The sequence below is a fragment of the Streptomyces mangrovisoli genome, from assembly GCF_000974985.2.
In the GTDB taxonomy this organism is placed as follows: domain Bacteria; phylum Actinomycetota; class Actinomycetes; order Streptomycetales; family Streptomycetaceae; genus Streptomyces; species Streptomyces mangrovisoli.
This window is the reverse complement of record NZ_LAVA02000056.1, coordinates 15,631-40,179: the sequence shown is the minus strand read 5'-3', so window position 1 is coordinate 40,179 and position 24,549 is coordinate 15,631. Positions and strand designations below refer to the sequence as shown.

The window sequence follows — 24,549 nt, the reverse complement described above, 5'->3', positions numbered from 1 at the left end:
GCCCCGGTTCCGGCCGGTTCAGCGCCGTACCGCCACGAACCGGACCGGAGTGCCCGGCCGTGCCTGCGCCGCCGCCGCGAGGTCCGCGCCGCGCACCACGCCGATCACCGGATAGCCCCCGGTGGTCGGATGGTCCGCGAGGAAGACCAGGGGCCGGCCGTCGGGCGGCACCTGGACCGCGCCCAGGACCATTCCCTCGCTGGGGAGTTCACCGGTCACGGCGCGCTCCAGGACCGGCCCCAGCGTGCGCAGCCCGATGCGGTTGCTCGCCGCGGACACCTCGTAGGCGCCGGAGGTGAAGGTGCGTACGGCCTGCGGCGTGAACCAGTCGTCGCGCGGCCCGGGCGTCACCCGCAGGACCAGCTCGGCCGGCGGCCCCGGCTGCGGCGCCACGTCCACGCGCGCGTGCCGCCCGCCGTCCGGCGGCCCCACCGGCAGCACGGTCCCGGCGGTGAGCGGCGGCGGTCCGAGCCCGGACAGCAGGTCGGTGGAGCGGCTGCCGAGCACCGGCTCGACGGCCACCCCGCCCGCCACGGCGACGTAGCTGCGCAGGCCGGCCACCGCCCGTCCGACGTCGAGCAGCCCGCCCGCCGGGACGGCGACCGGCGCGCCCCAGGCGGCGGGCCGGCCGTCCACCGTGACCGGGCAGGGGGCGCCCCCGACCGCCACGGTGACCGCGCGGCGCGGGCGCAGCGCGCAGCCGTCGAGGGTGGTCTCCAGGACGGCGGCCTCCGGCCCGTTGCCGACGAGCCGGTTGACGAGCGCGGCGGCGGGCGCGTCCAGCGCGCCGGAACGCCCCACGCCGAGATGCGCGAACCCGGCCCGCCCGCGATCCTGCACGGTGGTCAGCGCCCCGCTCCGTACGACGGCGAGCGCACGGTCCGTCATACGGCGCCCACCGCCACGAACCGCACCCGCGTCCCCGGCGACAGCAGCGCCGCCGGTGTGCGCGCGTGGTCCCACAGCACCGCGTCCGTCGTGCCGATCAGCTGCCAGCCGCCCGGCGAGGACCGCGGGTACACACCCGTGTACGGTCCCGCCAGGGCCACGGCGCCCGCGGGCACGGCCGTGCGCGGGGTGGTCCGGCGGGGGACGTCGTACCGCGCCGGCAGTCCGGTGAGATAGCCGAACCCGGGGGCGAAGCCGCAGAACGCGACGCGGAACTCGGTGGCCGCGTGCAGCCGTGCCACCTCCCGCTCGGCGACACCCCAGTGCGCGGCGACATCGGCCAGGTCGGGACCGTCGTAGCGGACCGGGATCTCGACCGCGGCACCGGTCGCGGGCAGGGTGGACGGCACCTCCAGCGCAGCCAACTGCCGTGCCGTGCGCGCCGGTTCGGCGACGCCGTCGAGCAGGACGGTACGGGCCGCCGGCACGATCTCGCGCACCGCCAGCAGGCCCTCGGCGCGGCGGCGCAGCAGTTCGGCGTGGAGCGCCTGGGCCGCGTCGCCCGAGGAGACCTCCACGAGCAGGGCGTCGTCCCCGACGGGCAGCACCCTCGGCACGATCTTCGGCAGCATCCTCATGCGAAGGACTCCAGGCGCGCGCCCGCCGCCTCCAGCCGCCGCCGCACCCGGCGCGCCAGCTCCACCGCGCCGGGCGTGTCGCCGTGCAGACACAGGGAGCGGGCGCGCACCTCGACCGGCTCGCCGGTGTGCGAGACGACGGTGCCGGCGGTGGCGATCCCCATCGCCCGTTCGACGACGTCGGCCGGGTCGGTGACGACGGCGCCGTCCTCGCCGCGCGGCACCAGCGTGCCCCGCGCGGTGTAGGCACGGTCGGCGAACGCCTCCGGCACGGCCGGCAGCCCCGCCTTCGCGGCCAGCTCAAGCAGCCGCGAGCCGGGCAGCCCCAGCACGGGCAGCGCGGCGCCCGCGAGGAGCACCCCTTCGACGACCGCGGCGGCCTGCCCCTCGTCGTGCACCACGCGGTTGTAGAGCGCGCCGTGCGGCTTGACGTACGCGACGCGCGCGCCCGCCGCCCGCGCGAACACCTCCAGGGCGCCTGTCTGGTACGCCACCTCGGCGGCCAGTTCGGCGGGCGGCACGTCCATCGCGCGCCGCCCGAACCCCGCCAGGTCCCGGTAGGAGACCTGCGCGCCGATCGCCACGCCGCGTTCCGCCGCGAGCGCGCACACCCGCCGCATGGTGGCCGCGTCCCCGGCGTGGAAGCCGCAGGCCACGTTGGCGCTGGTGACGACGGACAGCAGCTGTTCGTCGTCGGTCAGCCGCCAGCGGCCGAAGCCCTCGCCGAGGTCGGCGTTGAGATCGATCGAGATCATGGAACTCCGTGTCTTTCGTGTCGCTCGAACTGATGGCACCCGGGCCGACCGGACCTGAGGCCGGTCGTCGTCAGATCACCCGGTACTTCTCGTCCCGTGCGTCCGTGAGGAACATCTGGCCCGGCGCGTGGGTGATGGCGAACGGCGGGCGCGAGGCCATGACCGCGGCCTGGGGGGTGACCCCGCAGGCCCAGAACACCGGGATGTCGTCGGGCGCGGCGGTCACCGGGTCGCCGAAGTCGGGCCGGGCGAGGTCCGCGATGCCGAGGGCCGAGGGGTCCCCGCAGTGCACCGGACTGCCGTGCACCGCGGGCAGCAGACTGCTCTCGTGGATCGCCGCCGCCAGATGCTCCGGCGGGACCGGCCGCATGGACACCACCATCGGCCCGTGCAGCCGTCCGGCGGGCCTGCACTGACGGTCGGTCACGTACATCGGCACGTTGCGGCCCTGCTCCAGGTGGCGGACGGGCACACCGGCCCGGGTCAGCGCCCACTCGAAGGTGAAGCTGCACCCGATGAGGAACGACACCAGGTCGTCCCGCCAGTACGCGCGTACGTCCGTCGGCTCGTCGGCCAGCTCGCCGTCCCGCCACACGCGGTAGCGCGGCAGATCGGTGCGCAGGTCGGCGCCGTCCGCGAGGACGGTGGTCCAGGACCCGGCGTCGGTGACGTCGAGGACCGGACAGGGCTTCGGGTTGCGCTGGCAGAACAGCAGCATGTCGTACGCCCAGTCGGCGGGCACCGCGATGAGGTTGACCTGCGTGTGGCCCGCGGCGACCCCGGCCGTGGGGCCGGTCAGGCCCGCACGGAACCGTTTGCGGGCCGCTCTCGGATGCCAGCCACGGGCCTCGCCGTCGACGAGGAGCAGGGGGAGGTCCTGCGCCCGGTACTCCCGGTCGACGTAGAGCGGCGGGAGGTCCTGCGCCGGGCCGTCCACGCCGACCGGGCCGGGGTGGTCGTGCATCGGGTCCTCCTGGTCGGTGCGGGGCGGCGGGAGGGCCCGCGTCGGGTCCTCCCGGTCGGCGTCGGGCGGCAGGAGGTCCTGTGTCCGGTTCACGCCAGCTCCCTTCCGCGGGTCTCCGGCAGTCCGAGCAGCGCCAGCGCCGCGAGCGCGTACCCGAGGGCGCCGAAGACCAGCGCACCGCCCACGCCCCAGCTGTCGGCGAGGAAGCCGACCGTGGTGGGGAAGACCGCGCCGATCGCCCGGCCGGTGTTGTAGGTGAAGCCCTGCCCGGTGCCGCGCACGGCGGTCGGGTAGAGCTCGCTCAGATACGACCCGAAGCCGCTGAAGATCGCCGACATGCAGAACCCGAGCGGGAAGCCCAGCACCAGCAGCAGGGTGTCCGCGCCGTCGGGGATGTGGGCGTAGGCGACGACGCAGCCCGCGGACAGCAGCGCGAAGAGCCAGATGTTGCGCCGACGCCCCAGCAGGTCGGTGAGGTGACCGCCGGTCAGATAGCCCGCGAACGCGCCCGAGATCAGGAACGTCAGATACCCGCCCGTGCCGACGACCGACAGCCCGCGCTCGGTCTTCAGATACGTCGGCACCCAGGTCGCCAGCGTGTAGTAGCCGCCCTGGACGCCCGTCGACAGCAGGCACGCGAAGACCGTCGTGCGCAGCAGGCCCGGCCGGCCGTCCCGGCCCGCCGCGAAGATCGCCGCGAACGAGCCCCGGCGCGGATTGCGCTCCCGCACCGCGACCGCCTCCGGCGCGTCGTGCACCCGGCGCCGCAGCCACAGCACCAGCAGTGCGGGCAGCGCCCCGGTCCAGAACATCACGCGCCAGGCCAGATCGTCGCCCGCGAGCGAGAAGACCACGGTGTAGACGATCGCGGCGAGGCCCCAGCCGACCGCCCACGAGCTCTGGACCGCGCCGAGCGTGCGGCCCCGGTGGCGGGGGCTCGCGTACTCGGCGACCAGGATCGCCCCGACCGCCCATTCGCCGCCGAAGCCGAGGCCCTGGAGGGCGCGGAAGACCAGCAGCGTCCCGAAGTCCGGCGCGAAGCCGCAGGCCACGGTGAACACGGCGTAGGTGATCACGGTGATCATCAGGGCCCGGACCCGGCCGAACCGGTCGGCCACCATGCCCGCGACGGCGCCGCCGACCGCGGAGACCACGAGGGTGACGGTGGTGAACAGCCCGGTCTGGCCGCTGTCCAGGCCGAAGTAGGCCGCCAGCGCGACCATGCTCAGCGGCAGCGTGAAGTAGTCGTACGAGTCGAGGGCGTAGCCGCCGAACGCGCCGGCGAAGGCGCGCCGGCCGTCCGGACCGAGGGCGCGCAGCCAGCCGAGGGCGCCGCCGTCGAGGGCGCGTTCACCGGTTCGGGGCCGGGCGCCGGAGGGGTGGGACCGCGTGGGAGGGGTCGTGCTCATGTGCACCTCGCAGACAGAGGACGGAGGGTGCGGTGAGTGAGCAGTGCGGAAGGGCGTGCGGAGGGTGCCGAGGAGTGCGGAAGGCGCGGGCGAGCGCCGGGGTGCGGAAGGGCGCGGAGCGTGAGCGGTGCCGTACGGAAGGTGTGCGGAAGCCGTGGACAGCAAGGTAGAGGATCGTTGAACGATCCTTCAATACCCTTGTTGTTTCGTCCTTGTGTCTGCGGTTGAATTCCGGGCATGGCAGAGCAGCTGGCCGGACTGGCCGACGACCGCGCGCTTCTGGGCCGTACGAGCACCGCCGAACGCGTCGCGGACATCCTCAGAAGCCGGATCGCCGAGGGCTACTTCCCACCGGGAACTCGGCTGTCGGAAGACAGCATCGGCGGTGCGCTCGGCGTCTCGCGCAACACCTTGCGGGAGGCGTTCCGCCTGCTCACCCATGAGCGCCTGCTGGTGCACGAGCTCAACCGGGGCGTCTTCGTCCGGGTCCTGACCGTCGAGGACGTCGAGGACATCTACCGCACCCGCACGCTGGTCGAGTGCGCCGTCGTACGCGGCCTCGGCGAGCCGCCGTACGCGCTGGACGGGCTCGCCGCCGCCGTGACCGAAGGGCAGCTGGCGGCCGTCGGCAACGACTGGAGCGGGCTCGGCACGGCCAACATCCACTTCCACCGCGAACTCGTCGGCCTGGCCGGCAGCGCCCGCACCGACGAGCTGATGCGCAGCGTCTTCGCCGAGCTGCGCCTCGCCTTTCACGTCGTCGACGACCCGCGGCGGCTGCACGAGCCGTATCTCGCGCGCAACCGCCAGATTCTTCATGCCCTCCAGGCGGGCGACCGGAAAGAGGCCGAAAAGCAACTGTCGGTCTACCTCGCGGACTCGCTCGAGCGGGTGGTGGAGGTGTACCGGGGGCGGGTGGGGGACGAGGACTGACGCGCCCGGCCCGGGGCCGGCCGGGGGAGCGGATGCCGTGGCGGGTGACCGGGGCCGCCGGGAACGGCCGCGGCACGCCTCCGTGGCCCCAGGAGCGAGATTCCGCACACCGGCCGGGGCCTGCCCGCCCCTTCGGCCGCGGCGAGGCGGCTTGCGGTGCCCGCGATCCGAGGGGGCCGACGGGGTCCGTGGGGCCCACCGGTCCGTCTGCGCCGTTTGGGCCGATGTCAGACCTAGGACCTACGCTGTGCACCGTGACTTCGCCAGCATCGACGGACCGCGTTCCGCCCCAGCTCAGCGCGGGGCCGCGCCCGGCACCGGGCCCGGCCGCCGACGAGGGGCTGGCGCGGCGGCTGCGCGCGCTCGCCTGCACCGCGCCGCTGCACGACCTGGACGCGCGCAAGGCGAACCTGGCCGGCGAGTACTCGGTGTACGGCATGGCGGAGGTGGCCCTCGCCGCCATCGACCTGGTCACCCTGAACATGGACTTCGACACGGGCGCCGACCACGACCAGATAGTGGCTCGGCTCATCCCGCGCATCGCCGCCCAGGCCCCGCGCCGCCCGGTCCCCGAGCACGAGCGCGTCGCCCGCTGGGTCCTGGAGAGCCTGATCAACGTCGGCAGCGTCGACCGCGGCTTCCGCGCCGTCTACGGCACCTTCGCCCCGGACGGCACCTACGTCCGCCGCGACTACGACTTCAAGCTGATCGAGGAGGTCCCGGGTCCCGGCGGCGTCGTCTACCTGCGCACCACGGACGAGGCGGTCAACGTCCTCGTCGGCGCCCTCGACACCGACGTCACCAGCGCTCAGATCGCCGCCGAGGTCAAGTTGGAGGTGCTGATCAGCCGTGGCCGACTCGCCGACGCCCAGCTCGCCGCCGAACAGGCCCGCTACCGCACGGTGCAGTACTCCGAGACCCTGCGCCGCGCCCTGGACGCGACCCGGCGCAACGTCCGCGCGGTGGACTGGCTGAACAGCGTCCCCGACATGATCGCCGAGGCCCTCGACCACGTGGCCGACCGCTACCGCCACGAGAACGCGATCCTGACCAACATCCGCAAGGCCCGCGACGAGAGCGAGGAGCCCGAGCACAAGCGGCGCGCCGCCGAGCTGGTCGACATCGTCAAGGACTGCATCCGGCGCCACACCCAGCTGCAGTCCCGCCTCCTCGAGGCGGGCCCCCTCTTCCGCGCCGAACAGGACCGCCAGGCCTTCGCCGCGCCGCTCGCCACCTCGGGCATCGACCTGTACGGGCACCTCGTCGCGCCCGTGCTGCCGCTGCCGCTGGAGCGGGCCCTCCGGGTCACGGACGCCTTCTTCGCCCAGGGCACCGGCCTGCGCACGCCCGCGTCCGTGCGCGTGGGCGACCTGGTGGACCTGCTGCTGACGCCGCCGGTGGAGCGGGAGCACCTGGGCGCCGAGATGCCGGAGCCGGACCTCGTCGCCACCCCCGACGACAGCAGGTTCAGCGAGGAGCAGCTGGCCGCCGCCATGAACCTGCTCGACCTGCCCGCCGACGCCCCGCGCCGGCTGTCGGGCCTGCTCGCCGACGCCCGCCGCCAGGATCCCGACCTTCCGTACCTGGTGGCCCTGCTCTCCGTCCACGCGGCGAGCCCGGCCGTCGGCACCGCCTACCGCCAGGGCGAGGAGAAGCTGCTGTTCGCCGTGGACGACGGGACGGAACTGGACGACCCCGAGTTCGGCGGAGCCGACCTCATCGTGGGCACCGCCCTGCTCGACGCGGCGGGGATGGCCGCGGACCGGACGGAGGCGGCATGAGCGCGCCCCGGAGGGAAGCGGACCGCCGTGGACCGGGCCGAGGCGGCATGAGCGCCGCCCGGAAGGAAGCGGACGGCCAGGGACCGGGCCGAGGCGGCACGGGCGCCTCCTGGAGGGAAGCGGACCGCCGTGGACCGGGCCGAGGCGGCACGGGTGCCTCCTGGAAGGAAGCGGACGGCCGCGCGCCGGACGCGAACGGCGTGAGCGCCGACCGGACCCGAGCCTGCGCCCGCGCCCGCGGGCCGTACACGAGCAGCATGAGCCAGAGAGCAAGCAGCAAGGAGCCGACACCGTGACCGAGCACGTCGACCGGAGCGAGCCGGACGGCGCCGTCGCCCCCGCGACGGCGGCCGTCACACCCGCCGACGCCGCCGACGCGGCGCGGCTCGTCGCCTTCGGGCTCCAGCCCAAGCTCCAGCCCGCCCGCGACCAGGAGTACGCCGACCTGCTGCGCCGCCACCGCGAGGACCCGCCGTTCGCGCGGCTCACCGACGCGGTCGCGGCCGGCCTCGGCCTCGTCGTGCTGGAGGTCTCCCCGCGCGCGGGCATGGCCGTCACCGCCGCCGAGGACTCGGTGTTCGCCGTGCGCATGGGCGACTACGCGCGCCGTACGGCCGCCGACTCCGGCGACCGGTTCCTGCACGGCCTCGCCCACCTGGCCGTCGCCGCCCTGGCGTTCCCCCGCCCCGAGGACCTCGCCGACGACGGCTACATCGGCCGGGTCAGCGTCAACGGCGTGGACGCCTTCGTGCGCCAGGCGTGCCGCCGCCTGGAGGAGCGCGCCGAGGAGCAGGGCGAGAACACCGACCCGGCCACCGACGCCCCCGGCCTGGAGTCCGCCTGGCGGATCTGGGCCAGACGCAGCGCGGCCGGGGCCACCAAGGACGCCCGCAGACTCGCCGGCTCGACGACCGGCATCGTCGGCAAGGCCGTCGCCTTCCTCACCGACTCCGGCTTCCTCCAGCGCACCGGCGACGACAACGGCGGCACCTACCGCACGACGGCCCGCTACCAGCTCCAGGTGCGCGACATGGCGGGCAGCGCCGCCCTCGCCGAGCTGCTGGAACTGGGCGTCGTCCCGGTCACCGACGGCACGGCGACGCTGCTGCCCGCCGACGGCGGCGACGACCTGGATCTGGTCGCCGACGCGGGGCTGCCGTTCCACTCCTGACGCCCGCGCCGTACCGGCCGCCCGGCACGCGCCTGAGCGACCGGCCGCCTCCCCGCTCGCGCCGGGTCCGGGCCGCCGCCCCGGGCACCGCCCCTTCGAAGACGTAACGACCGAGCCTCACGACGAGAGTCCGCCATGTACGAGCTGTCCCGGGTCCGCCTCTACTCCATCGGGCCGGCCGGTGCGCGCTACGCCGACACCGTGCTGGACCTGCGCGGTGTCGGCGAGGTCGTGCCCGACCCCGCGCCCACCCAGGCGGAGTTCTTCCAAGAAGAGCCGGTCGGCCCGCCGCGCCGCCCCGCGCCCGCCGGCGTGCTCTTCCTGGAGAACGGCGGCGGCAAGTCCGTACTGCTGAAGCTGATCTTCTCCGTGATGCTGCCCGGCCACCGCAACACCCTCGGCGGCGCCAGCTCCGGCGTGCTGCGCAAGTTCCTGCTCGCCGACGACTGCGGGCACGTGGCGCTGGAGTGGCAGCACACCCTCACCGGCGAGTGCGTGGTCGTCGGCAAGGTCAGCGAGTGGCGCGGCCGCCAGGTCTCCAACGACCCCCGCAAGTTCGCCGAGGCCTGGTACTCCTTCCGGCCCGGCCCCGGTCTCAGCCTCGACAACCTGCCCGTCGCCGAGTCCACCGCCGTACGGCCGCCCGTCGAGGGCCAGTCCGGCGCGCAGGGCCGCCGCCGTACCATGAAGGGCTTCCGCGACGCCCTCACCGAGGCCGGCAAGGCCTACCCGCACCTGGAGGTGCACTGGGAGGAGATCCACGACCGCTGGATCGAGCACCTCGGCGACCTCGGCCTCGACCCCGAACTCTTCCGCTACCAGCGCGAGATGAACGCCGACGAGGGCGAGGCGGCCGGCCTGTTCGCGGTGAAGAAGGACTCCGACTTCACCGACCTGCTGCTGCGCGCCGTCACCGACACCCGCGACACCGACGGCCTCGCCGACCTGGTCAGCGGCTTCGGCAACAAGCTCGGCCGGCGCTCCGAACTCATCGCCGAACGCGACTTCACCGCCGGCTCGGTCGACCTCCTCGGCCGGATCGTCGAGGCAGCCGAGGCCCGCTCGCGCGCCCGCGACATCCACACCGGCGCCGAGCGCCGCACCCGCACCCTCGCCCACAGGCTCTCCGCGCGCGGCGTCCGGGAGCGGGTCCGCGCCGCCGACCTCGCCCAGCGGGTCACCGCGGCCGCGTACGCCGTCACCCACAGCGAGGGCGGCCGCGAGCGGAGCGCCCTGATCGCCGCCGAACTCGCCTACCGGCACGCCTCCCTGGCGCTCGCCGCCGCCGAGAAGTCCGCCGCCGCGCAGAAGCGCGAACTCGCCGACGCGCGCACCCTGCACGCCGCCTGGCAGGCCGCCGAGGCCGTGCTCCGGCACCGCGCCGCCGCCGACCGCGTGGCCCGGGTGGCCGCCGCCATCCAGGAGGCCGAGCGCGACGCGGCCCCCGCGCTCGCCGCCCGCTCCCGGGCCGCCGTCGACCTCGTCCGCGCCCTGCACACCGCCGCCGACGGCGCCGAGACCCTCGCCAACGAGGAGGAGGAGCGCTCCGCCGCCCTCCAGGAGGCGGGCGAGTCCGCGCACCGCGACGCCACCGCCGCGGCCACCTCCGCCCAGCGTGCCCGCAGCGAGGCCGGGCACCTGCGCCAGCGGCTCGCCGAGGTCGAGCAGGAGACCGCCGAGGCCGTCCGCGCCGGCTGGCTGGACGACAGCGCGCCCGACGCCGACCCGGCCCGCGCCGCCCTGGCCGCCAGCGACGCCGAGAAGGCTGCGGTTGCAGCCTGGGACACCGCCCGCGAGGCCGCGCGCCGGGCCACGGAGCACGCCCGCGAGGCCGCCTCCGCCGAGACCCGCGCCGAACTCACCGCCGCCCGCGCCGCGGACGCGGCCACCGCCGCGCACCGCTCGCACGAGGCGGAGCTGCGCCTCGCCGAGTCGCTGGCCGCCGAGGAGCGCCTTGCGGAACTCCTCGGCCTCACCGGCACCGGCACCGGCACCGGTGGCGGTACGGCGGCCGCCCTGCCGCGGCCCCGCCGCGACGGCGACCCCGGCGGCCGGCCGGGATCCGGCACCGCGCCGCAGGACCCGGCGGGCGACGGCGCCCTCACCCCCGAGGACCTCGACCGCTGCGCCGACGACCTGCGCACCCTCCTCGACGACGCCGTCTCCTCCGCCGAGCGCCATCTGTTCGAGCTGCGCACCGCCGCCGCCGACGACTCCCGCATCCTCGGCGCACTCGGCGACGGCGGCCTGCTGCCGCCCGGCCCCGACGTGCTCGCCACCGTCGAACACCTCGGCGAGCACGGCATCCCGGCCCTGCCCGGCTGGCGCTACCTCGCCCAGGCCGTCGACCCCGCCGACCACGCCCGGGTCCTGGCCGCCCGCCCCGAACTGGTCGACGGTGTGATCATCACCGACCCCGGCACCCACGCCCGCGCCCGCGAGGTGCTCGCCGAGGCCGCCCTGCTGCCCCGCTCCGCCGTCGCCGTCGGCACCGCCGCGGCCCTGCTCGCCCCCACTCCGGCCACGGACCTCGACCCCGGCTCCGGCGACGTGTTCCTCGTGCCGCCGAACCCGGCCATGCACGACGAGCACGCCGCCGACGAGGAGCGACAGGCCCTGCGCGCCCGAGCCGGCGAGCGCGACGAGGAGATCCGCGCGCTCGCCGCCCGGCTCGGCAAGGACCGCGAGCTCGCCGCGCGGCTCGCGTCCTGGCGCACCGGCTGCCCCGCCGGACGGCTCGCCGAACTCGCCCGCACCGCCGAGGAGGCCCGCGCCTTCGCCGAGGAGGCCGAGGCCGAACTCGCCGAGGCCCGCACCGTGCGCGCGGAGGCCGAGGAGACCGCCGCCGAGGCCACGCACGCCCGCGACGAGCGGCAGGAGGCCGCCCAGAAGGCCCGCCGCGCCGCCGACGCCCTCGCCGGACTCGCCTTCCGGCTGCGCGAACGCGCCGGCTGGCAGGCCGGCCTGCGCGAACTTGCCGACGAGGCGACCGAGTCGGAGGCCCGCGCCCAGACCTGCCTGGAGCGCGCCCGCGCCGCGGACGAGGACCGCCGCGCCGCGCAGCGCGCCGCCGACGACGCCCGGCGCACCGCCCGCGCCCTGCGCGCCGAACGCGCCGAGATCGCCGGCGCCCCCGACGACGTGCCCGACGCCGACCCCGACGCGCCCCGCACCTCGCTGCCCGCCCTGCGCGAGGCCTACCGCGCCGCCTCCCAGGTGTACGAGAAGGTCGGCGTCGGCGCCGACCTGCGCGCCGAGCAGGCCCGCGCGGAGAGCGACGAGAGCGCGGCCCGCACCGAGCTGGACCGGCTGAGCAACAAGGTCCGCACTCGCGCCGAGCAGCTGCTCGAATCGCCCGACGGCGCCGACGGCCCCTCCCGGCAGGCCGCCGCGGCCCGCGCCGAGGAACTGGTGCAGCTGCTGGAGACCCGCATGTCCACCGCCAGCGAGCACCTCGGGCGGCTGCGCGGCGAGGCCGAGCGGCACGCGCCCGAGGACGGCGAGGCCCACACCGGGCTGCCCGAGGAGCTGCTGCCCCGCGACGCCGAGCACGCCCAGGCCCTGCTGCGCACCGCGACCGCCGAGCTCGCCACCCGCACCGAGGCCCTGGCCCAGGCCCGCGACGCCCACGCCGAGCTGCTCGCCACGCACCGCGCCGCCGATGAGGGGGCGAGCGGCTTCGACGAGGTCGCCGCCCTCCTGCGCGACCTGCTGCGCGAGCACGCCCCCGACGAGGAGCAGGACGAGCCCGAGCCCTACCCCGGCACCCTGGAGGAGGCACGGCACTCCGCCGCCGAGGCCCGCCGCTCCCTGCGCGGCTGCGCCGCCGACCTGTCCGCCGCCGACTCCGGCGTCCGCGAGGCGAGCGACATCCTCGTCCGGCACGCCAACTCCACCCGTTACGAGCAGGTCCGCACCCCCGCCCGACAGCAGATCCGCGAGCTGCCCGCCTCCGCGCTGCCCGAGCACGCGCAGCGCTGGGCGGACGCCTTCGCACCCCGGCTGCGCGTCCTCACCGACGAACTCGCCCAGCTGGAACGCAACCGGGACTCGATCGTGGACCGGTTGCGCGGGCTCGTCGAGTCGGCCCTCGCCACCCTGCGGTCCGCGCAGCGGCTGTCCCGGCTGCCCGAGGGACTCGGCGAGTGGTCGGGCCAGGAGTTCCTGCGCATCCGCTTCGAGGAACCCGACCAGGTCACGCTCGCCGAACGGCTCGGCGAGGTCATCGACGAGGCCACCCGGGCCGCCGTGCGCAAGAACTCCGACCTGCGCCGCGACGGCATGTCACTGCTGCTGCGCGGAGTCGCCGCCGCGCTGCACCCCAAGGGCATCGCCGTCGAGATCCTCAAGCCGGACGCCGTGCTGCGCGCCGAGCGGGTCCCCGTCGGGCAGATGGGCGACGTGTTCTCCGGCGGCCAGCTGCTCACCGCCGCCATCGCGCTCTACTGCACGATGGCCGCCCTGCGCTCCAACGACCGGGGCCGCGACCGGCACCGGCACGCGGGCACCCTGTTCCTGGACAACCCCATCGGCCGCGCCAACGCGACCTATCTGCTGGAGCTCCAGCGGGCCGTCTCCGACGCCCTCGGTGTGCAACTGCTCTACACCACGGGCCTGTTCGACACCACCGCGCTGGCGGAGTTCCCGCTGGTCATCCGGTTGCGCAACGATGCGGACCTCAGGGCGGGCCTGAAGTACATCAGCGTGGAGGAGCATCTGCGTCCGGGTCTGCCGCAGCAGGCACCGGCCGGGGAAGGGGACGCCGTGCACAGTGAGATCACGGCGACCCGGATGTTCAAGAGGCCCGCTTCCACGACGAGTTGACGGCGGTTCGGGCCCGCCGGGCGATTCCCGCCCCGGCGGGCTCCCGTCCGCGTGACCCGATCCCCGGGGGTTCCGGTCCGCGCCGGCCCGGACCGCGTGTGCTCGGTCCTCGCGTGCTCAGGGGTGCGACAGGCGGCCGGTGCCGCTCTGCCTGCGTATCCGCTCCTGGGCGCGCGCGGCCGCCCGCGCCTGCCGCCGGGCCTGACGGCGCTCGCGGCGCAGCGCCCGCGCGGTGCTGCTCGGCTCCGACAGCACACCGTTGCGCTGGTTCCACACCTGGCGGGTCACCCAGACGTCCAGTGCGGCCCAGGTCGCCACGACCGTGCTGACGATGCTGCTGATGACCATCGGGAACGCCGGCCAGGTGCCCGCCATGGTGCACAGGAAGGCCACCATCGCCTGTATCAGCGTCACCGAGATGATGAGGACCGCCCGCACCGCCGCCGTACGCACAGGGTCGGGCATCCGGCGGCGGCGCGCAGGCTCCTCCACCCACAACGGGCGGTAGCCCGGCTGTTCCTGTGCCGCGACGGGCTCCGCGGGCCGCTCGCCCACCGGAATGTCGCGATCCGGCGCTTCGACGCCCCGCAGCGCCGTCGACCCCGCCGTCTCGCCGTGCTCGAGCGCCTCGCGTCGCTCCGCCGTGCCCATCACCGTGTCACTCCCCACCGCCGACTGACCACTCGTCCCGGTCCCGAGGACCCGGCTCTCCTGTGGCTGCCCGGCTTGCGCTGTTTTACGCCGCCCGGGTGCGGGATGCGGCTCTCGTGGCCGATTCCGCCCCCATCTCCCACACAGACATACGAGTGGGAAGCCCCGAAGATTCCCACAGAACGAAAAATTCCGGCCAAGACTCGGATCTTGTCGGATCGGCCCCCGGAACGGGCTCCTGCCGGAATGCGGACGGCAATCTCCCGCATTGCCCGACAACGCCCCCATGTCCCGCCGTCCACAAGGAGTTTGGTTGAACGGTCGGGTCTTCGAGTTAACTGTGCGTCGGTAGTAGGCTCGCGCCGTTTGTTGACGGACATGTGTACCCCGGGCCGGTGGGGGTCGAGCTGGGGGAGGCCATGCGCTTTCGCGGGAAGTCGATCCGCCGGAAGATCGTGGCGCTGCTTCTCGTGCCGCTGGTGTCCCTCACCGCGATCTGGGGATTCGCCACGGTACTGACGGGTCGTGGGGTGGCCAGGCTGTTCCACATGTCCTCCGTCGTCGAGAAGATCGGGTACCCCACCGAGGACACCGTCCGCGCGCTCCAGCAGGAACGCCGCCAGACCCTCGTCTACCTCGCCGATCCCCGGGCCTCCGACGCGCTCATCGCCCTGCGCCGCACCCGCACCGCCACCGACGACGCGATCGGCAGGACCCGCCACAACGTCAACGAGCCCGGCGTCCGCGACAGTCTCGACACCGACGACGGCGAACATCTCACGGCCGTGCTGGACGCCCTCGACGGCATATCCTCGCTGCGCCGCGGCGTCGAGCAGGGCACCGTCGACCGGGCCCAGGCGTTCGACCTCTACAACCGGCTCGTCGACCCCTGCTACAACCTGCTCGCCACCCTCGGCGGCATCGACGACGTGTCGATGGACCAGCAGGCACGCGCCCTCGTCAACATCACCCGCGCCCGTGAACTGCTCTCCCGCGAGGACGCCCTGCTCGGCTCCTCACTCGTCGTCGGCACCGTCACCCGGTCCGAGAGCCGGCAGGTCTCCGACCTGATCGCCCAGCGCACCCTGATGTACGACATCAGCGAGCCGCTGCTGCCCGCCGAGGAACGCGACCGTTTCGACCGGTTCTGGAGCAACGCCACGACCGCGCCGCTGCGCACGGCCGAACGGGCCGCCGTAGCCACCGAGTCGGGGATGCCGCACGGCGTCACCGCCCAGGAGTGGGACGCCACCGCGGGCAGTGTCCTCAGGAAGCTGACCGCCCTCGACGACCAGGTGGGCGACCGCTACCAGGACCGCATCCGCCCCGTCGCGATCGGCGTCATCGTCGAGGCCGCCGTCGTCGGGGTCCTCGGCCTCGTCGCGGTGCTGCTCTCGCTCGTGCTGTCCGTGCGTGTCGGCCGCAGCCTCATCCGCGACCTGCGGCAGCTGCGCCTGGAGGCCCACGAGGCGTCCGGCGTGCGGCTGCCGAGCGTCATGCGCCGCCTGTCCACGGGCGAACAGGTCGACGTGGAGACCGAGGTCCCGCGCCTGGAGTACGACAGGAACGAGATCGGCGAGGTCGGCCAGGCGCTCAACACCCTCCAGCGCGCCGCCGTCGAGGCCGCGGTCAAGCAGTCCGAACTGCGCTCCGGCGTCTCCGAGGTCTTCGTCAACCTCGCCCGCCGCAGCCAGGTCCTGCTGCACAAACAGCTCACCCTCCTCGACACCATGGAGCGCAGGACCGAGGACACCGCGGAACTCGCCGACCTGTTCCGCCTCGACCACCTCACCACGCGTATGCGACGGCACGCCGAGGGCCTGGTGATCCTCTCGGGTGCCGCACCCTCCCGGCAGTGGCGCAGGCCGATCCAGCTGATGGACGTCGTCCGCGCCGCCGTCGCCGAGGTCGAGGACTACGAGCGCATCGAGGTCCGCAGGCTGCCGCGCGTCGCCGTGACCGGCCCGGCCGTCGCCGACGTCACCCATCTCGTCGCCGAACTGCTGGAGAACGCCACGGTGTTCTCCCCGCCGCACACGGCCGTCCAGGTCCTCGGCGAGCGCGTCGCCAACGGCTTCACCCTGGAGATCCACGACCGCGGGCTGGGCATGACCGCCGAGGCGCTGCTGGACAACAACCTGCGCCTCGCGGAGACGCCGGAGTTCGAACTCTCCGACACCGACCGGCTCGGCCTGTTCGTGGTCAGCCGCCTCGCGCAGCGGCAGAACGTCCGCGTCTCGTTGCAGCCCTCCCCCTACGGCGGGACCACCGCCGTCGTCTTCCTCCCCGACGTGCTGCTGACCGACGACGTGCCCGACACCAACGGCATCGGCTTCCGTCTCGACCGCGAACGGTCCCCGAAGGAGGCCGAGGCGGCGGAGAACCGCAGGGCGCCGCTCTCCCGCACCACCGCGGAGCTGCCGGGCCTGTCGCCCGCGCTGTTCGACGGCCCCGTCGAGCTCGAGGCGCCGGTCGACCTCGACGCCCTCGAGGCCATGGACGACTTCCCCGGCGCGCTGGACGACAGCGACAGCGAACGCGGCGGCCTGTTCCGCCCGCGCCGCTCCGTCGCGCAGACCGACGACGAGAACACCATCCGGGCGGTCGACCGGCACGAGGACGGCGGGCTCCCCGACGGCGTCGGGGAATCCGGCGCCGAGGACCCGGTGGGCGCGTCCCTGCCGCGGCGGCGGACCCCGAAGCTGGTCAGTTCGCACGGCAGGCCCGTGGGCGACCCGCGCTCCCGGCGACCCGAGACCGACGACCGCCTTCCCGGTGGCCCCCGCTCCCGGGCGGAGACGGAGGCCGTGGCGCCGCTGCCGTCCCGCAGACGCGGCGAGTCGCCGCTGGGCCGGGCGACCGCCCGGCCCGACCGGCCGACCGAGCGCCCCGGATCCCTGCCGGACGTGCGCGCCGAGCGTCCCGGTGCCTCGCCGGACGTTCGCGCCGAGCGCACCGGCCGGCCGCCGACGGACCGCGGCACCACGGGCCCATCGACGGACCGCGGCGCCACGGGCCCACTGACCGACCGCGGCACCGGCGGCCCCGGGAAGGACCGCGCCGCCGAGCGTCCGGGTCCCCTGACGGATCGCCGCGCCGAGCGCCCCGGATCGGCCCACGGTCCTGCCGAAGCCCCGGAGGCCCCCGCGCTGCCCGGCCGCGTCCGCCGCCCGGCGCTCGGCACCGGCGGGACGGGCCGCACCGCCTCGTCCGACGGCCCCGCACCCGGCGAGCCCGCGGGCACCGCGGCGCTGCCCAAGCGGGTACGCCAGGCCAGCCTCGCCCCCCAGCTCAAGCAGGATCCCGACCGGCGCACCGAGCGCAGCGTGGTGGCGGAGATCGCCGACCGCGACGCCGACCAGGTGCGCAGCCGTATGGCCTCGTTGCAGCGCGGCTGGCAGCGCGGCCGGGAGGAGAACGCCGCGGGCGACGGAGCCCGGGGCGACACAGCGCAAGGAACGACAGAGGGGGACGGTCGATGACCGCACCGAAGCCGACCGGCCACACCGCACCCGACAAGCGGGAGCTGAACTGGCTCCTCGACGAGTTGGTGGACCGCGTCGCGAGCATCCGCAAGGCCGTCGTGCTGTCCGGGGACGGCCTGGCCACCGGCGTGTCCAAGGACCTGACCCGGGAGGACAGCGAGCACCTCGCCGCCGTCGCCTCCGGCTTCCACAGCCTCGCCAAGGGCGTGGGCCGCCACTTCGAGGCGGGCAATGTCCGGCAGACGGTCGTGGAACTCGACGAGGCGTTCCTGTTCGTCACCGCGGCCGGCGACGGCAGCTGCCTGGCCGTCCTCTCCGACGCCGAGTCCGATGTCGGCCAGGTGGCCTACGAGATGACGCTGCTGGTCAAGCGGGTCGGTGCGCATCTGGGCTCGGCCCCGCGCACCGACCTGTCCGCGGGCGGGTAGTGACATGACATGAGCGGAGACGGTCAGGGAAACAGCCACTGGTTCGACGACGACGCCGGACCGGTCGTCCGCCCGTACGCCATGACCCGGGGCCGCACCAGCCACGCGGGCCAGCACCGCCTCGACCTGATCGCGGTGGTGGTCACGGAGGAGGACGCCGACGACGCCGGGGCGGACCACTCGCTGTCCCCGGAACACGTGGACATCGTCGACCTGTGCCGTGACACCCCGCAGTCCGTCGCGGAGCTCGCCGCCGAGCTCGATCTGCCCGTCGGCGTGGTCCGGGTGCTCATCGGGGACCTCGTGGACGGTGAACTCGTCCATGTGAAACGCCCGGTACCCCCGGCGGAACTGCCGGACGAGAGTATTCTGCGCGACGTGATCAGTGGCCTCCGGGCGCTGTGACCGGCGCGGAATCGGAGTGCAGACGTGACAGGCTGGCAGTTCTGGGTCGACCGAGGCGGCACCTTCACCGACATCGTCGCGCGACGCCCCGACGGCCGGATCCTGACCCACAAGCTGCTCTCGGACAACCCCGCGCGCTACGCCGACGCGGCCGTCGCGGGCGTCCGTGAACTGCTCGGCGACTCGGCGGACCCCGTCGAAGCGGTCCGCATGGGCACCACCGTCGCCACCAACGCCTTGCTGGAGCGGGCGGGCGAGCGCACCCTCCTCGTCATCACCCGCGGCTTCCGCGACGCGCTGCGGATCGCCTACCAGAACCGCCCCCGCATCTTCGCCCGCCGCATCGAACTCCCCGCGCTGCTCCACGAGCGGGTCGTCGAGGTCGACGAGCGCATCGCCGCCGACGGCACCGTGCTGCGCGCCCCCGACCTGGACGCCCTCACCGGGCCGCTCACGCGGGCGTACGAGGACGGGATCCGGTCCGTCGCCGTCGTCTGCCTGCACAGCCATCTGCATCCCGCGCACGAACAGGCCGTGGGCCGCCTCGCCGCCCGCATCGGATTCCCGCAGATCTCGCTGTCCAGCGAGGTCAGCCCGTTGATGAAGGTCGTGCCGCGCGGGGACACCGCCGTCGTCGACGCCTACCTCTCGCCCGGCCTGCGCCGCTACGTCCGCCACGTCGCCGATGAACTCGAAGGCGTGCGGCTGATGTTCATGCAGTCCAACGGCGGCCTCGCCGAGGCCGGGCAGTTCCGCGGCAAGGACGCCGTGCTCTCCGGGCCCGCCGGCGGGATCGTCGGCATGGCGCGCATGTCGCAGCTCGCCGGCCACGACCGGGTCATCGGCTTCGACATGGGCGGCACCTCCACCGACGTCTCCCACTTCGCCGGCGACTACGAACGCGTCTTCACCACACAGATCGCCGGGGTGCGGCTGCGCGCGCCCATGCTCGACATCCACACCGTCGCCGCGGGCGGCGGATCCGTCCTCCACTTCGACGGTTCCCGCTACCGGGTGGGCCCCGACTCGGCGGGCGCCGCCCCCGGACCCGCCTGCTACCGGGGCGGCGGCCCGCTCGCCGTCACCGACGCCAACGTCATGCTCGGTCGCATCCAACCCGCCCACTTCCCGGCGGTGTTCGGCCCCGACGGCGACCAGCCGCTGGACGCCGCGCTCGTCCGCGACCGCTTCGCCGCGCTCGCCCGCGAGATCCGCGACCGGACCGGCGACGACCGCACCCCGGAACAGGTCGCCGAGGGCTACCTCCGCATCGCCGTCGCCAACATCGCCAACGCCGTCAAGCGCATCTCCGTGCAGAAGGGCCACGACGTCACCCGGTACGCCCTCACCACGTTCGGCGGAGCCGGTGGTCAGCACGCCTGCCAGGTCGCCGACGCCCTCGGCATCCGCACCGTCCTCGTGCCGCCCATGGCCGGGGTGCTCTCCGCTCTCGGCATCGGCCTCGCCGACACCACCGCCATGCGCGAGCAGTCCGTGGAGACGCCGCTGGAGCCCGCCGCCATGCCCGGCGTCCTCAAGACCGCCGACGACCTGGAGGGCGCCGCCCGCGCCGAACTCCTCGCCGAGGACGTCCCCGAGGACCGTATCGAGATCACCCGCCGCGCCCAGCTGCGCTACGACGGCACCGACACCGCCCTCACCGTCGAACTGACCGCCCCCGACGCCATGCGCCGCGCCTTCGAAGAACGTCATCGCGCCACGTACTCCTTCACGCTCGACCGCCCGATCGTCGTCGAAGCCCTCTCCGTCGAAGCCACCGGCCTCACCGAACCCCCCGATCTGTCCGCTCTCTCCGCCTACGCGGGCCGCCCCGCCGCACCCGGCGCCGCCCGCCTGCACACCGGCGGCGCCTGGCGCGACGTACCCCTCCACCGCCGGGAGAACCTGCCTCCCGGCGAGACCGTCACCGGCCCGGCGATCGTCACCGAGGCCGGCGCCACGACCGTCGTCGACGACGGCTGGCGGGCCGCGACGACCTCCGACGGGCATCTGCTCATGGAACGGGCGACGGTCACGGAGAGTTCCGAAGCCGACACGAGATCCAACACGGCATCCGACCCCGTCCGGCTCGAGGTCTTCAACAACCTGTTCATGTCGATCGCCGAACAGATGGGCGCGCGGCTGGAGTCCACCGCGCAGTCCGTCAACATCAAGGAGCGCCTGGACTTCTCCTGCGCCCTGTTCGACCCGGACGGGAACCTGGTGGCCAACGCCCCGCACATCCCCGTCCACCTCGGCTCGATGGGCACCAGCGTCAAAGAGGTCATCCGCCGCCGCGGCCCCGGAATGCGGCCCGGCGACACCTACGCCGTCAACGACCCGTACCACGGCGGCACCCACCTGCCCGACGTCACCGTCATCACCCCGGTCTTCGACACGCAGGGTGACCGCATCCTGTTCTACGTCGCCTCCCGCGGCCACCACGCGGAGATCGGCGGCATCGCCCCCGGCTCAATGCCCGCCGACAGCCGCACCATCGAGGAGGAAGGCGTCCTCTTCGACAACTGGCTGCTCGCCGAGGGCGGCCGCTTCCGCGAGGCCGAGACGCTGCGGCTGCTCACCGAGGCGCCGTACCCCTCCCGGAACCCGAGGACCAACCTCGCCGACCTGCGCGCCCAGATCGCCGCCAACCGCAAGGGCGTCGACGAGGTCGGCCGCGTGATCGACGACTTCGGACTGGACGTCGTACAGGCGTACATGAAGCATGTGCAGGACAACGCCGAGGAAGCGGTGCGGCGGGTGATCGACGCGCTCGACGACGGCGCGTACGCCTACGAGACGGACTCCGGCGCGGTCATCCGCGTCCAGGTGCGCGTCGACCGCGAACGGCGGAGCGCGACCGTGGACTTCACCGGCACCTCCGCACAGCTCGCCGGCAACTTCAACGCGCCGTTCGCCGTGGTCAACGCCGCGGTCCTGTACGTCTTCCGGACGCTCGTCGACGACGACATCCCGCTCAACGACGGCTGCCTGCGCCCTCTGGAGATCATCGTGCCCGCCGGTTCGATGCTCGCGCCCGAGCCCCCGGCAGCCGTGGTCGCGGGCAACGTGGAGACCTCGCAGGCCATCACCGGCGCCCTCTACGCGGCCCTCGGCGTGCAGGCCGAGGGCTCCGGCACCATGAACAACGTCACCTTCGGCAACGAGCGCCACCAGTACTACGAGACCGTCGCCTCCGGTTCCGGCGCGGGCGACGGCTTCCCCGGCGCGAGCGTCGTACAGACCCACATGACCAACTCCCGGCTGACCGACCCCGAAGTCCTGGAGTGGCGCCTTCCGGTGCTCCTCGAGGAGTTCGCCGTCCGAGCCGGAAGCGGCGGCGCCGGGCGCTGGCGCGGCGGCGACGGAGCGGTCCGCCGGATCCGCTTCCGCGAGCCGATGACCGTCTCCACGCTCGCCCAGCACCGCAGGGTCGCGCCCTACGGCATGGCGGGCGGCGAGCCGGGCGCCCTCGGCGCGGGCCGGGTCGAGCGTGCCGACGGCAGCGTCGTGACGCTCGGCGGAAGCGACGCGGCGGACGTCGGCCCCGGCGACGTGCTCGTCATCGAGACCCCCGGTGGCGGAGGCTACGGCCCTCCGTCACCCGACCCTTATCGAGCAGGAGAAGAGATCGATGATCTTCGGGCGTTCTGAGCGCGGGAAGCCTCCGGTCGAGCCCGTCACGCTCAAGATCCTGGTGGCCGGCGGCTTCGGCGTGGGCAAGACGACCCTGGTCGGCGCGGTGAGCGAGATCAGGCCGCTGCGCACCGAGGAACTGCTCACCGAGGCGGGCCGGCCGGTCGACGACGTCAGCGGCGTGGAGAGCAAGAGCACCACCACCGTGGCCATGGACTTCGGCCGGATCACGCTCCGCGAGGACCTGGTGCTCTACCTGTTCGGCACGCCCGGCCAGGAGCGGTTCTGGTTCATGTGGGACGAGCTGTCCGAGGGCGCGCTCGGCGCCGTCGTCCTCGCGGACACGCGGCGTCTGGAGGACTGCTTCGCCGCCGTCGACTACTTCGAACGGCGCTCCATACCGTTCGTCGTCGGGGTCAACTGCTTCGAGGGCTCGGCCCGCTATCCCGAGGACACCGTGCGCCAGGCCCTCGACCTCGACCCGGACGTCCCCCTCGTCCTGTGCGACGCGCGCGAGCGGGAGTCGGTCAAGGAGGTCCTCATCGAGGTCGTCCAGCACGCCATGGAGTGCGCCGCCGGACGCCGTCAAGCCGTCCCGAGCTGACCTCGAGTGCGGGCTCCCGCGCGAACCGCGTCGACTCCTGCGCGACCCGCGCCGCTCCGTCGGGCGACCCGCCCGCACGGCCCGTACCCCCGCCGACAGGGGTACGGGCCGCGCCCCACCGGCACGCGCACGCGTACGCGCGCGTGCCTGGTGCGGTGCGGGTGCGCTAGTTGTCGCCGTCCTCCAGCCAGCCGAAGCTCTTCTCGACCGCCTTGCGCCAGTTGTGGTACTCGCGGTCGCGGACCGACGACTCCATGGTCGGCGTCCACTCGACGTCCTTCTGCCAGTGCGACTTCAGTTCGTCCAGGTCGTTCCAGACGCCCGTGGCGAGCCCGGCCGCGTAGGCGGCGCCCAGACAGGTCGTCTCGGACACCTTGGGGCGGATCACCGGCACGCCGAGGACATCCGCCTGGTGCTGCATCAGGAGGTTGTTCTTCGTCATGCCGCCGTCCACCTTCAGGGTGGAGATCGCCACCCCGGAGTCCTGGAACATGGCGTCCACGACCTCACGCGTCTGCCAACTGGTCGCCTCCAGCACCGCGCGCGCGAGATGCGCCTTGGTGACGTAGCGGGTCAGGCCGGTGACGACACCGCGCGCGTCGGAGCGCCAGTACGGCGCGAACAGGCCGGAGAACGCGGGCACGATGTACGCGCCGCCGTTGTCCTGGACGGAGGCCGCCAGAGGCTCGATCTCGTCGGCCGTGCGGATGATGCCGAGCTGGTCGCGGAACCACTGCACCAGCGCGCCCGTGATCGCGATCGACCCCTCCAGGCAGTAGACGGGGGCCTCGCTGCCGATCTTGTAACCCATCGTGGTGAGCAGTCCGCTCTTGGACGGGACCGGCTGGTTCCCGGTGTTGAGCAGCAGGAAGCTGCCCGTGCCGTAGGTGTTCTTCGCGGTGCCGACGTCGTAGCAGGCCTGCCCGAAGATCGCGGCCTGCTGGTCGCCGAGGGCCGAGGCGACGGGGACGCCGGCGAGCTGCCCGACGGCCGTGCCGTAGACCTCCGCGGAGGACCTGATCTCGGGGAGCACGGCCTCCGGCACGTTCATGGCCGACAGGATGGACTGGTCCCACTGGAGGGTCTCCAGGTTCATCAGCATGGTCCGCCCGGCGTTCGTCACGTCGGTCACGTGCCGGCCGCCGTCGGTCCCGCCGGTGAGGTTCCAGATCAGCCACGAGTCGATCGTCCCGAAGGCGATCTCGCCGTTCTCCGCGCGGGTGCGCAGTCCGGGTACGTTGTCCAGCAGCCAGGCCGCCTTGGGCCCGGAGAAGTAGCTGGCCAGCGGGAGGCCGGTCTGCTCGCGGAAGCGGTCCTGGCCGTCGGAGCCGCCGAGCTCGTTGCACAGGGCGGCGGTCCGGGTGTCCTGCCAGACGATCGCGTTGTGCACGGGCTTGCCCGTGGCGCGGTCCCACAGGACGGTCGTCTCGCGCTGGTTGGTGATGCCGAGTGCGCTGATCTGGTCGGAGCGCAGCCCGGCCTTGGCGATCGCCCCGGCGACCACCGCCTGGACCTTGGACCAGATCTCCGTGGCGTCGTGCTCGACCCAGCCCGGCTTCGGGAAGATCTGGCGGTGTTCGCGCTGGTCCACGGCGACGATCCCGCCGCCCTGGTCGAAGATGATGCAGCGGCTGGAGGTGGTGCCCTGGTCGATCGCTGCGACGAATTTCTGCGTGGTGTCCGGCATGACGTCCCCTTCGTCGGTTTCGTCAGAAGGCTGCGGTGTGGATCACGGCTCGACGGCCGCCCCCGCGAGCGGCGTCCGGAGACAGGCCGAGGCGGGACGGCGACCCGAGCGGATGTCTGCGTCACTCATGGCGGCTCCTTGGCCCTGACCGGGGCGGTCGGCCCCGGCCCTGCGTGCGGGGCGGTTCCCTTGGCGACTTCAGCCGAAGGCAGGGAGGGTCCCGCGCCCCGCCCGGCGTCCGTGACGAGCGTGCCGTGGCAGCCGCATCGCCCGTGGGTGCGAGAGCCGTG

General features: G+C 74.2%; 16 protein-coding genes. 9 read left to right on the top strand and 7 right to left on the bottom strand.

All coding sequences use genetic code 11. From position 1 onward, the window contains the following. Nucleotides 1-18: 18 nt before the first annotated feature. From WN71_RS22785 to WN71_RS22765, 5 genes are all read right to left on the bottom strand, one after another. Entirely contained in the window at nt 19-888 is an 870-nt protein-coding gene (locus WN71_RS22785; protein ID WP_046583300.1) for a 5-oxoprolinase subunit C family protein, read from the bottom strand. Continuing rightward, nucleotides 885-1,526, bottom strand: a complete 642-nt coding sequence (locus WN71_RS22780; protein ID WP_167382947.1) for a 5-oxoprolinase subunit B family protein — start codon at nt 1,524-1,526, stop codon at nt 885-887. The genes WN71_RS22785 and WN71_RS22780 overlap by 4 nt, the downstream gene beginning before the upstream one ends. Then, nucleotides 1,523-2,281 carry a LamB/YcsF family protein gene (locus WN71_RS22775; protein ID WP_046583305.1) on the bottom strand — a complete coding sequence of 253 codons (759 nt, stop codon included), beginning with the start codon at nt 2,279-2,281 and terminating at the stop codon, nt 1,523-1,525. The genes WN71_RS22780 and WN71_RS22775 overlap by 4 nt, the downstream gene beginning before the upstream one ends. A gap of 70 nt (nt 2,282-2,351) precedes the next feature. Beyond that, nucleotides 2,352-3,338: a putative hydro-lyase gene (locus WN71_RS22770; protein WP_240529719.1), complete on the bottom strand. Its 987-nt coding sequence runs from the start codon at nt 3,336-3,338 to the stop codon at nt 2,352-2,354. Next, nucleotides 3,335-4,654 (bottom strand): MFS transporter, encoded by a 1,320-nt coding sequence (locus tag WN71_RS22765; protein ID WP_046583307.1) that lies wholly within the window; start codon nt 4,652-4,654, stop codon nt 3,335-3,337. The genes WN71_RS22770 and WN71_RS22765 overlap by 4 nt, the downstream gene beginning before the upstream one ends. Before the next feature lie 237 nt (nt 4,655-4,891). Here WN71_RS22765 and WN71_RS22760 point away from each other — a divergent pair, with 237 nt between their 5' ends. The 4 genes from WN71_RS22760 (at nt 4,892) to WN71_RS22745 (ending at nt 13,363) form a co-directional block, all read left to right on the top strand. Next, a complete protein-coding gene (locus WN71_RS22760; protein ID WP_046583309.1) occupies nt 4,892-5,587 on the top strand; it encodes a GntR family transcriptional regulator in 696 nt (231 codons plus the stop codon). A 254-nt stretch (nt 5,588-5,841) separates the two neighbouring features. Next, nucleotides 5,842-7,368 (top strand): hypothetical protein, encoded by a 1,527-nt coding sequence (locus WN71_RS22755; protein WP_046583310.1) that lies wholly within the window; start codon nt 5,842-5,844, stop codon nt 7,366-7,368. Nucleotides 7,369-7,660: 292 nt separating this feature from the next. Beyond that, complete coding sequence (locus WN71_RS22750) at nt 7,661-8,539, top strand: hypothetical protein (protein ID WP_046583312.1); 879 nt, start codon at nt 7,661-7,663, stop codon at nt 8,537-8,539. A gap of 135 nt (nt 8,540-8,674) precedes the next feature. After that, complete coding sequence (locus tag WN71_RS22745) at nt 8,675-13,363, top strand: hypothetical protein (RefSeq protein WP_046583313.1); 4,689 nt, start codon at nt 8,675-8,677, stop codon at nt 13,361-13,363. 117 nt (nt 13,364-13,480) lie between these two features. On the opposite strand, the gene WN71_RS22740 is transcribed toward WN71_RS22745, so the two are convergent. After that, nucleotides 13,481-14,014: a hypothetical protein gene (locus tag WN71_RS22740; protein ID WP_046583315.1), complete on the bottom strand. Its 534-nt coding sequence runs from the start codon at nt 14,012-14,014 to the stop codon at nt 13,481-13,483. A 419-nt stretch (nt 14,015-14,433) separates the two neighbouring features. On the opposite strand from WN71_RS22740, the gene WN71_RS22735 reads away from it, so the two are divergent. From WN71_RS22735 to WN71_RS22715, 5 genes are read left to right on the top strand one after another with little or no spacing between them, the layout of a single operon-like run. Further along, nucleotides 14,434-17,496, top strand: coding sequence for a nitrate- and nitrite sensing domain-containing protein (locus WN71_RS22735; RefSeq protein ID WP_046583361.1), 3,063 nt, complete (start codon nt 14,434-14,436; stop codon nt 17,494-17,496). Next, entirely contained in the window at nt 17,493-17,927 is a 435-nt protein-coding gene (locus WN71_RS22730; protein ID WP_046583317.1) for a roadblock/LC7 domain-containing protein, read from the top strand. Before WN71_RS22735 ends, WN71_RS22730 begins: the two co-directional genes overlap by 4 nt. A 9-nt stretch (nt 17,928-17,936) precedes the next feature. After that, a complete protein-coding gene (locus WN71_RS22725; protein WP_046583318.1) occupies nt 17,937-18,332 on the top strand; it encodes a DUF742 domain-containing protein in 396 nt (131 codons plus the stop codon). 24 nt (nt 18,333-18,356) lie between these two features. Further along, the gene (locus WN71_RS22720; protein ID WP_046583321.1) at nt 18,357-21,986 is read left to right on the top strand and encodes a hydantoinase B/oxoprolinase family protein; all 3,630 of its coding nucleotides are present in this window, start codon (nt 18,357-18,359) and stop codon (nt 21,984-21,986) included. Next, nucleotides 21,967-22,572 (top strand): GTP-binding protein, encoded by a 606-nt coding sequence (locus WN71_RS22715; RefSeq protein WP_046583323.1) that lies wholly within the window; start codon nt 21,967-21,969, stop codon nt 22,570-22,572. Before WN71_RS22720 ends, WN71_RS22715 begins: the two co-directional genes overlap by 20 nt. A gap of 166 nt (nt 22,573-22,738) precedes the next feature. On the opposite strand, the gene glpK is transcribed toward WN71_RS22715, so the two are convergent. Then, nucleotides 22,739-24,259, bottom strand: a complete 1,521-nt coding sequence (gene glpK / locus WN71_RS22710) for a glycerol kinase GlpK (protein ID WP_046583326.1) — start codon at nt 24,257-24,259, stop codon at nt 22,739-22,741. Nucleotides 24,260-24,549 lie beyond the last annotated feature (290 nt).

Coding starts and splice junctions, on each gene's coding strand:
- WN71_RS22745 (WP_046583313.1), top strand. CDS start 8,675: ATGTACGAGCTGTCCCGGGTCCGCCTCTACTCCATCGGGCCGGCCGGT.
- WN71_RS22765 (WP_046583307.1), bottom strand. CDS start 4,654: ATGAGCACGACCCCTCCCACGCGGTCCCACCCCTCCGGCGCCCGGCCC.
- WN71_RS22775 (WP_046583305.1), bottom strand. CDS start 2,281: ATGATCTCGATCGATCTCAACGCCGACCTCGGCGAGGGCTTCGGCCGC.
- WN71_RS22785 (WP_046583300.1), bottom strand. CDS start 888: ATGACGGACCGTGCGCTCGCCGTCGTACGGAGCGGGGCGCTGACCACC.
- WN71_RS22730 (WP_046583317.1), top strand. CDS start 17,493: ATGACCGCACCGAAGCCGACCGGCCACACCGCACCCGACAAGCGGGAG.
- WN71_RS22715 (WP_046583323.1), top strand. CDS start 21,967: ATGATCTTCGGGCGTTCTGAGCGCGGGAAGCCTCCGGTCGAGCCCGTC.
- WN71_RS22725 (WP_046583318.1), top strand. CDS start 17,937: ATGAGCGGAGACGGTCAGGGAAACAGCCACTGGTTCGACGACGACGCC.
- WN71_RS22735 (WP_046583361.1), top strand. CDS start 14,434: ATGCGCTTTCGCGGGAAGTCGATCCGCCGGAAGATCGTGGCGCTGCTT.
- glpK (WP_046583326.1), bottom strand. CDS start 24,259: ATGCCGGACACCACGCAGAAATTCGTCGCAGCGATCGACCAGGGCACC.
- WN71_RS22760 (WP_046583309.1), top strand. CDS start 4,892: ATGGCAGAGCAGCTGGCCGGACTGGCCGACGACCGCGCGCTTCTGGGC.
- WN71_RS22740 (WP_046583315.1), bottom strand. CDS start 14,014: ATGGGCACGGCGGAGCGACGCGAGGCGCTCGAGCACGGCGAGACGGCG.
- WN71_RS22780 (WP_167382947.1), bottom strand. CDS start 1,526: ATGAGGATGCTGCCGAAGATCGTGCCGAGGGTGCTGCCCGTCGGGGAC.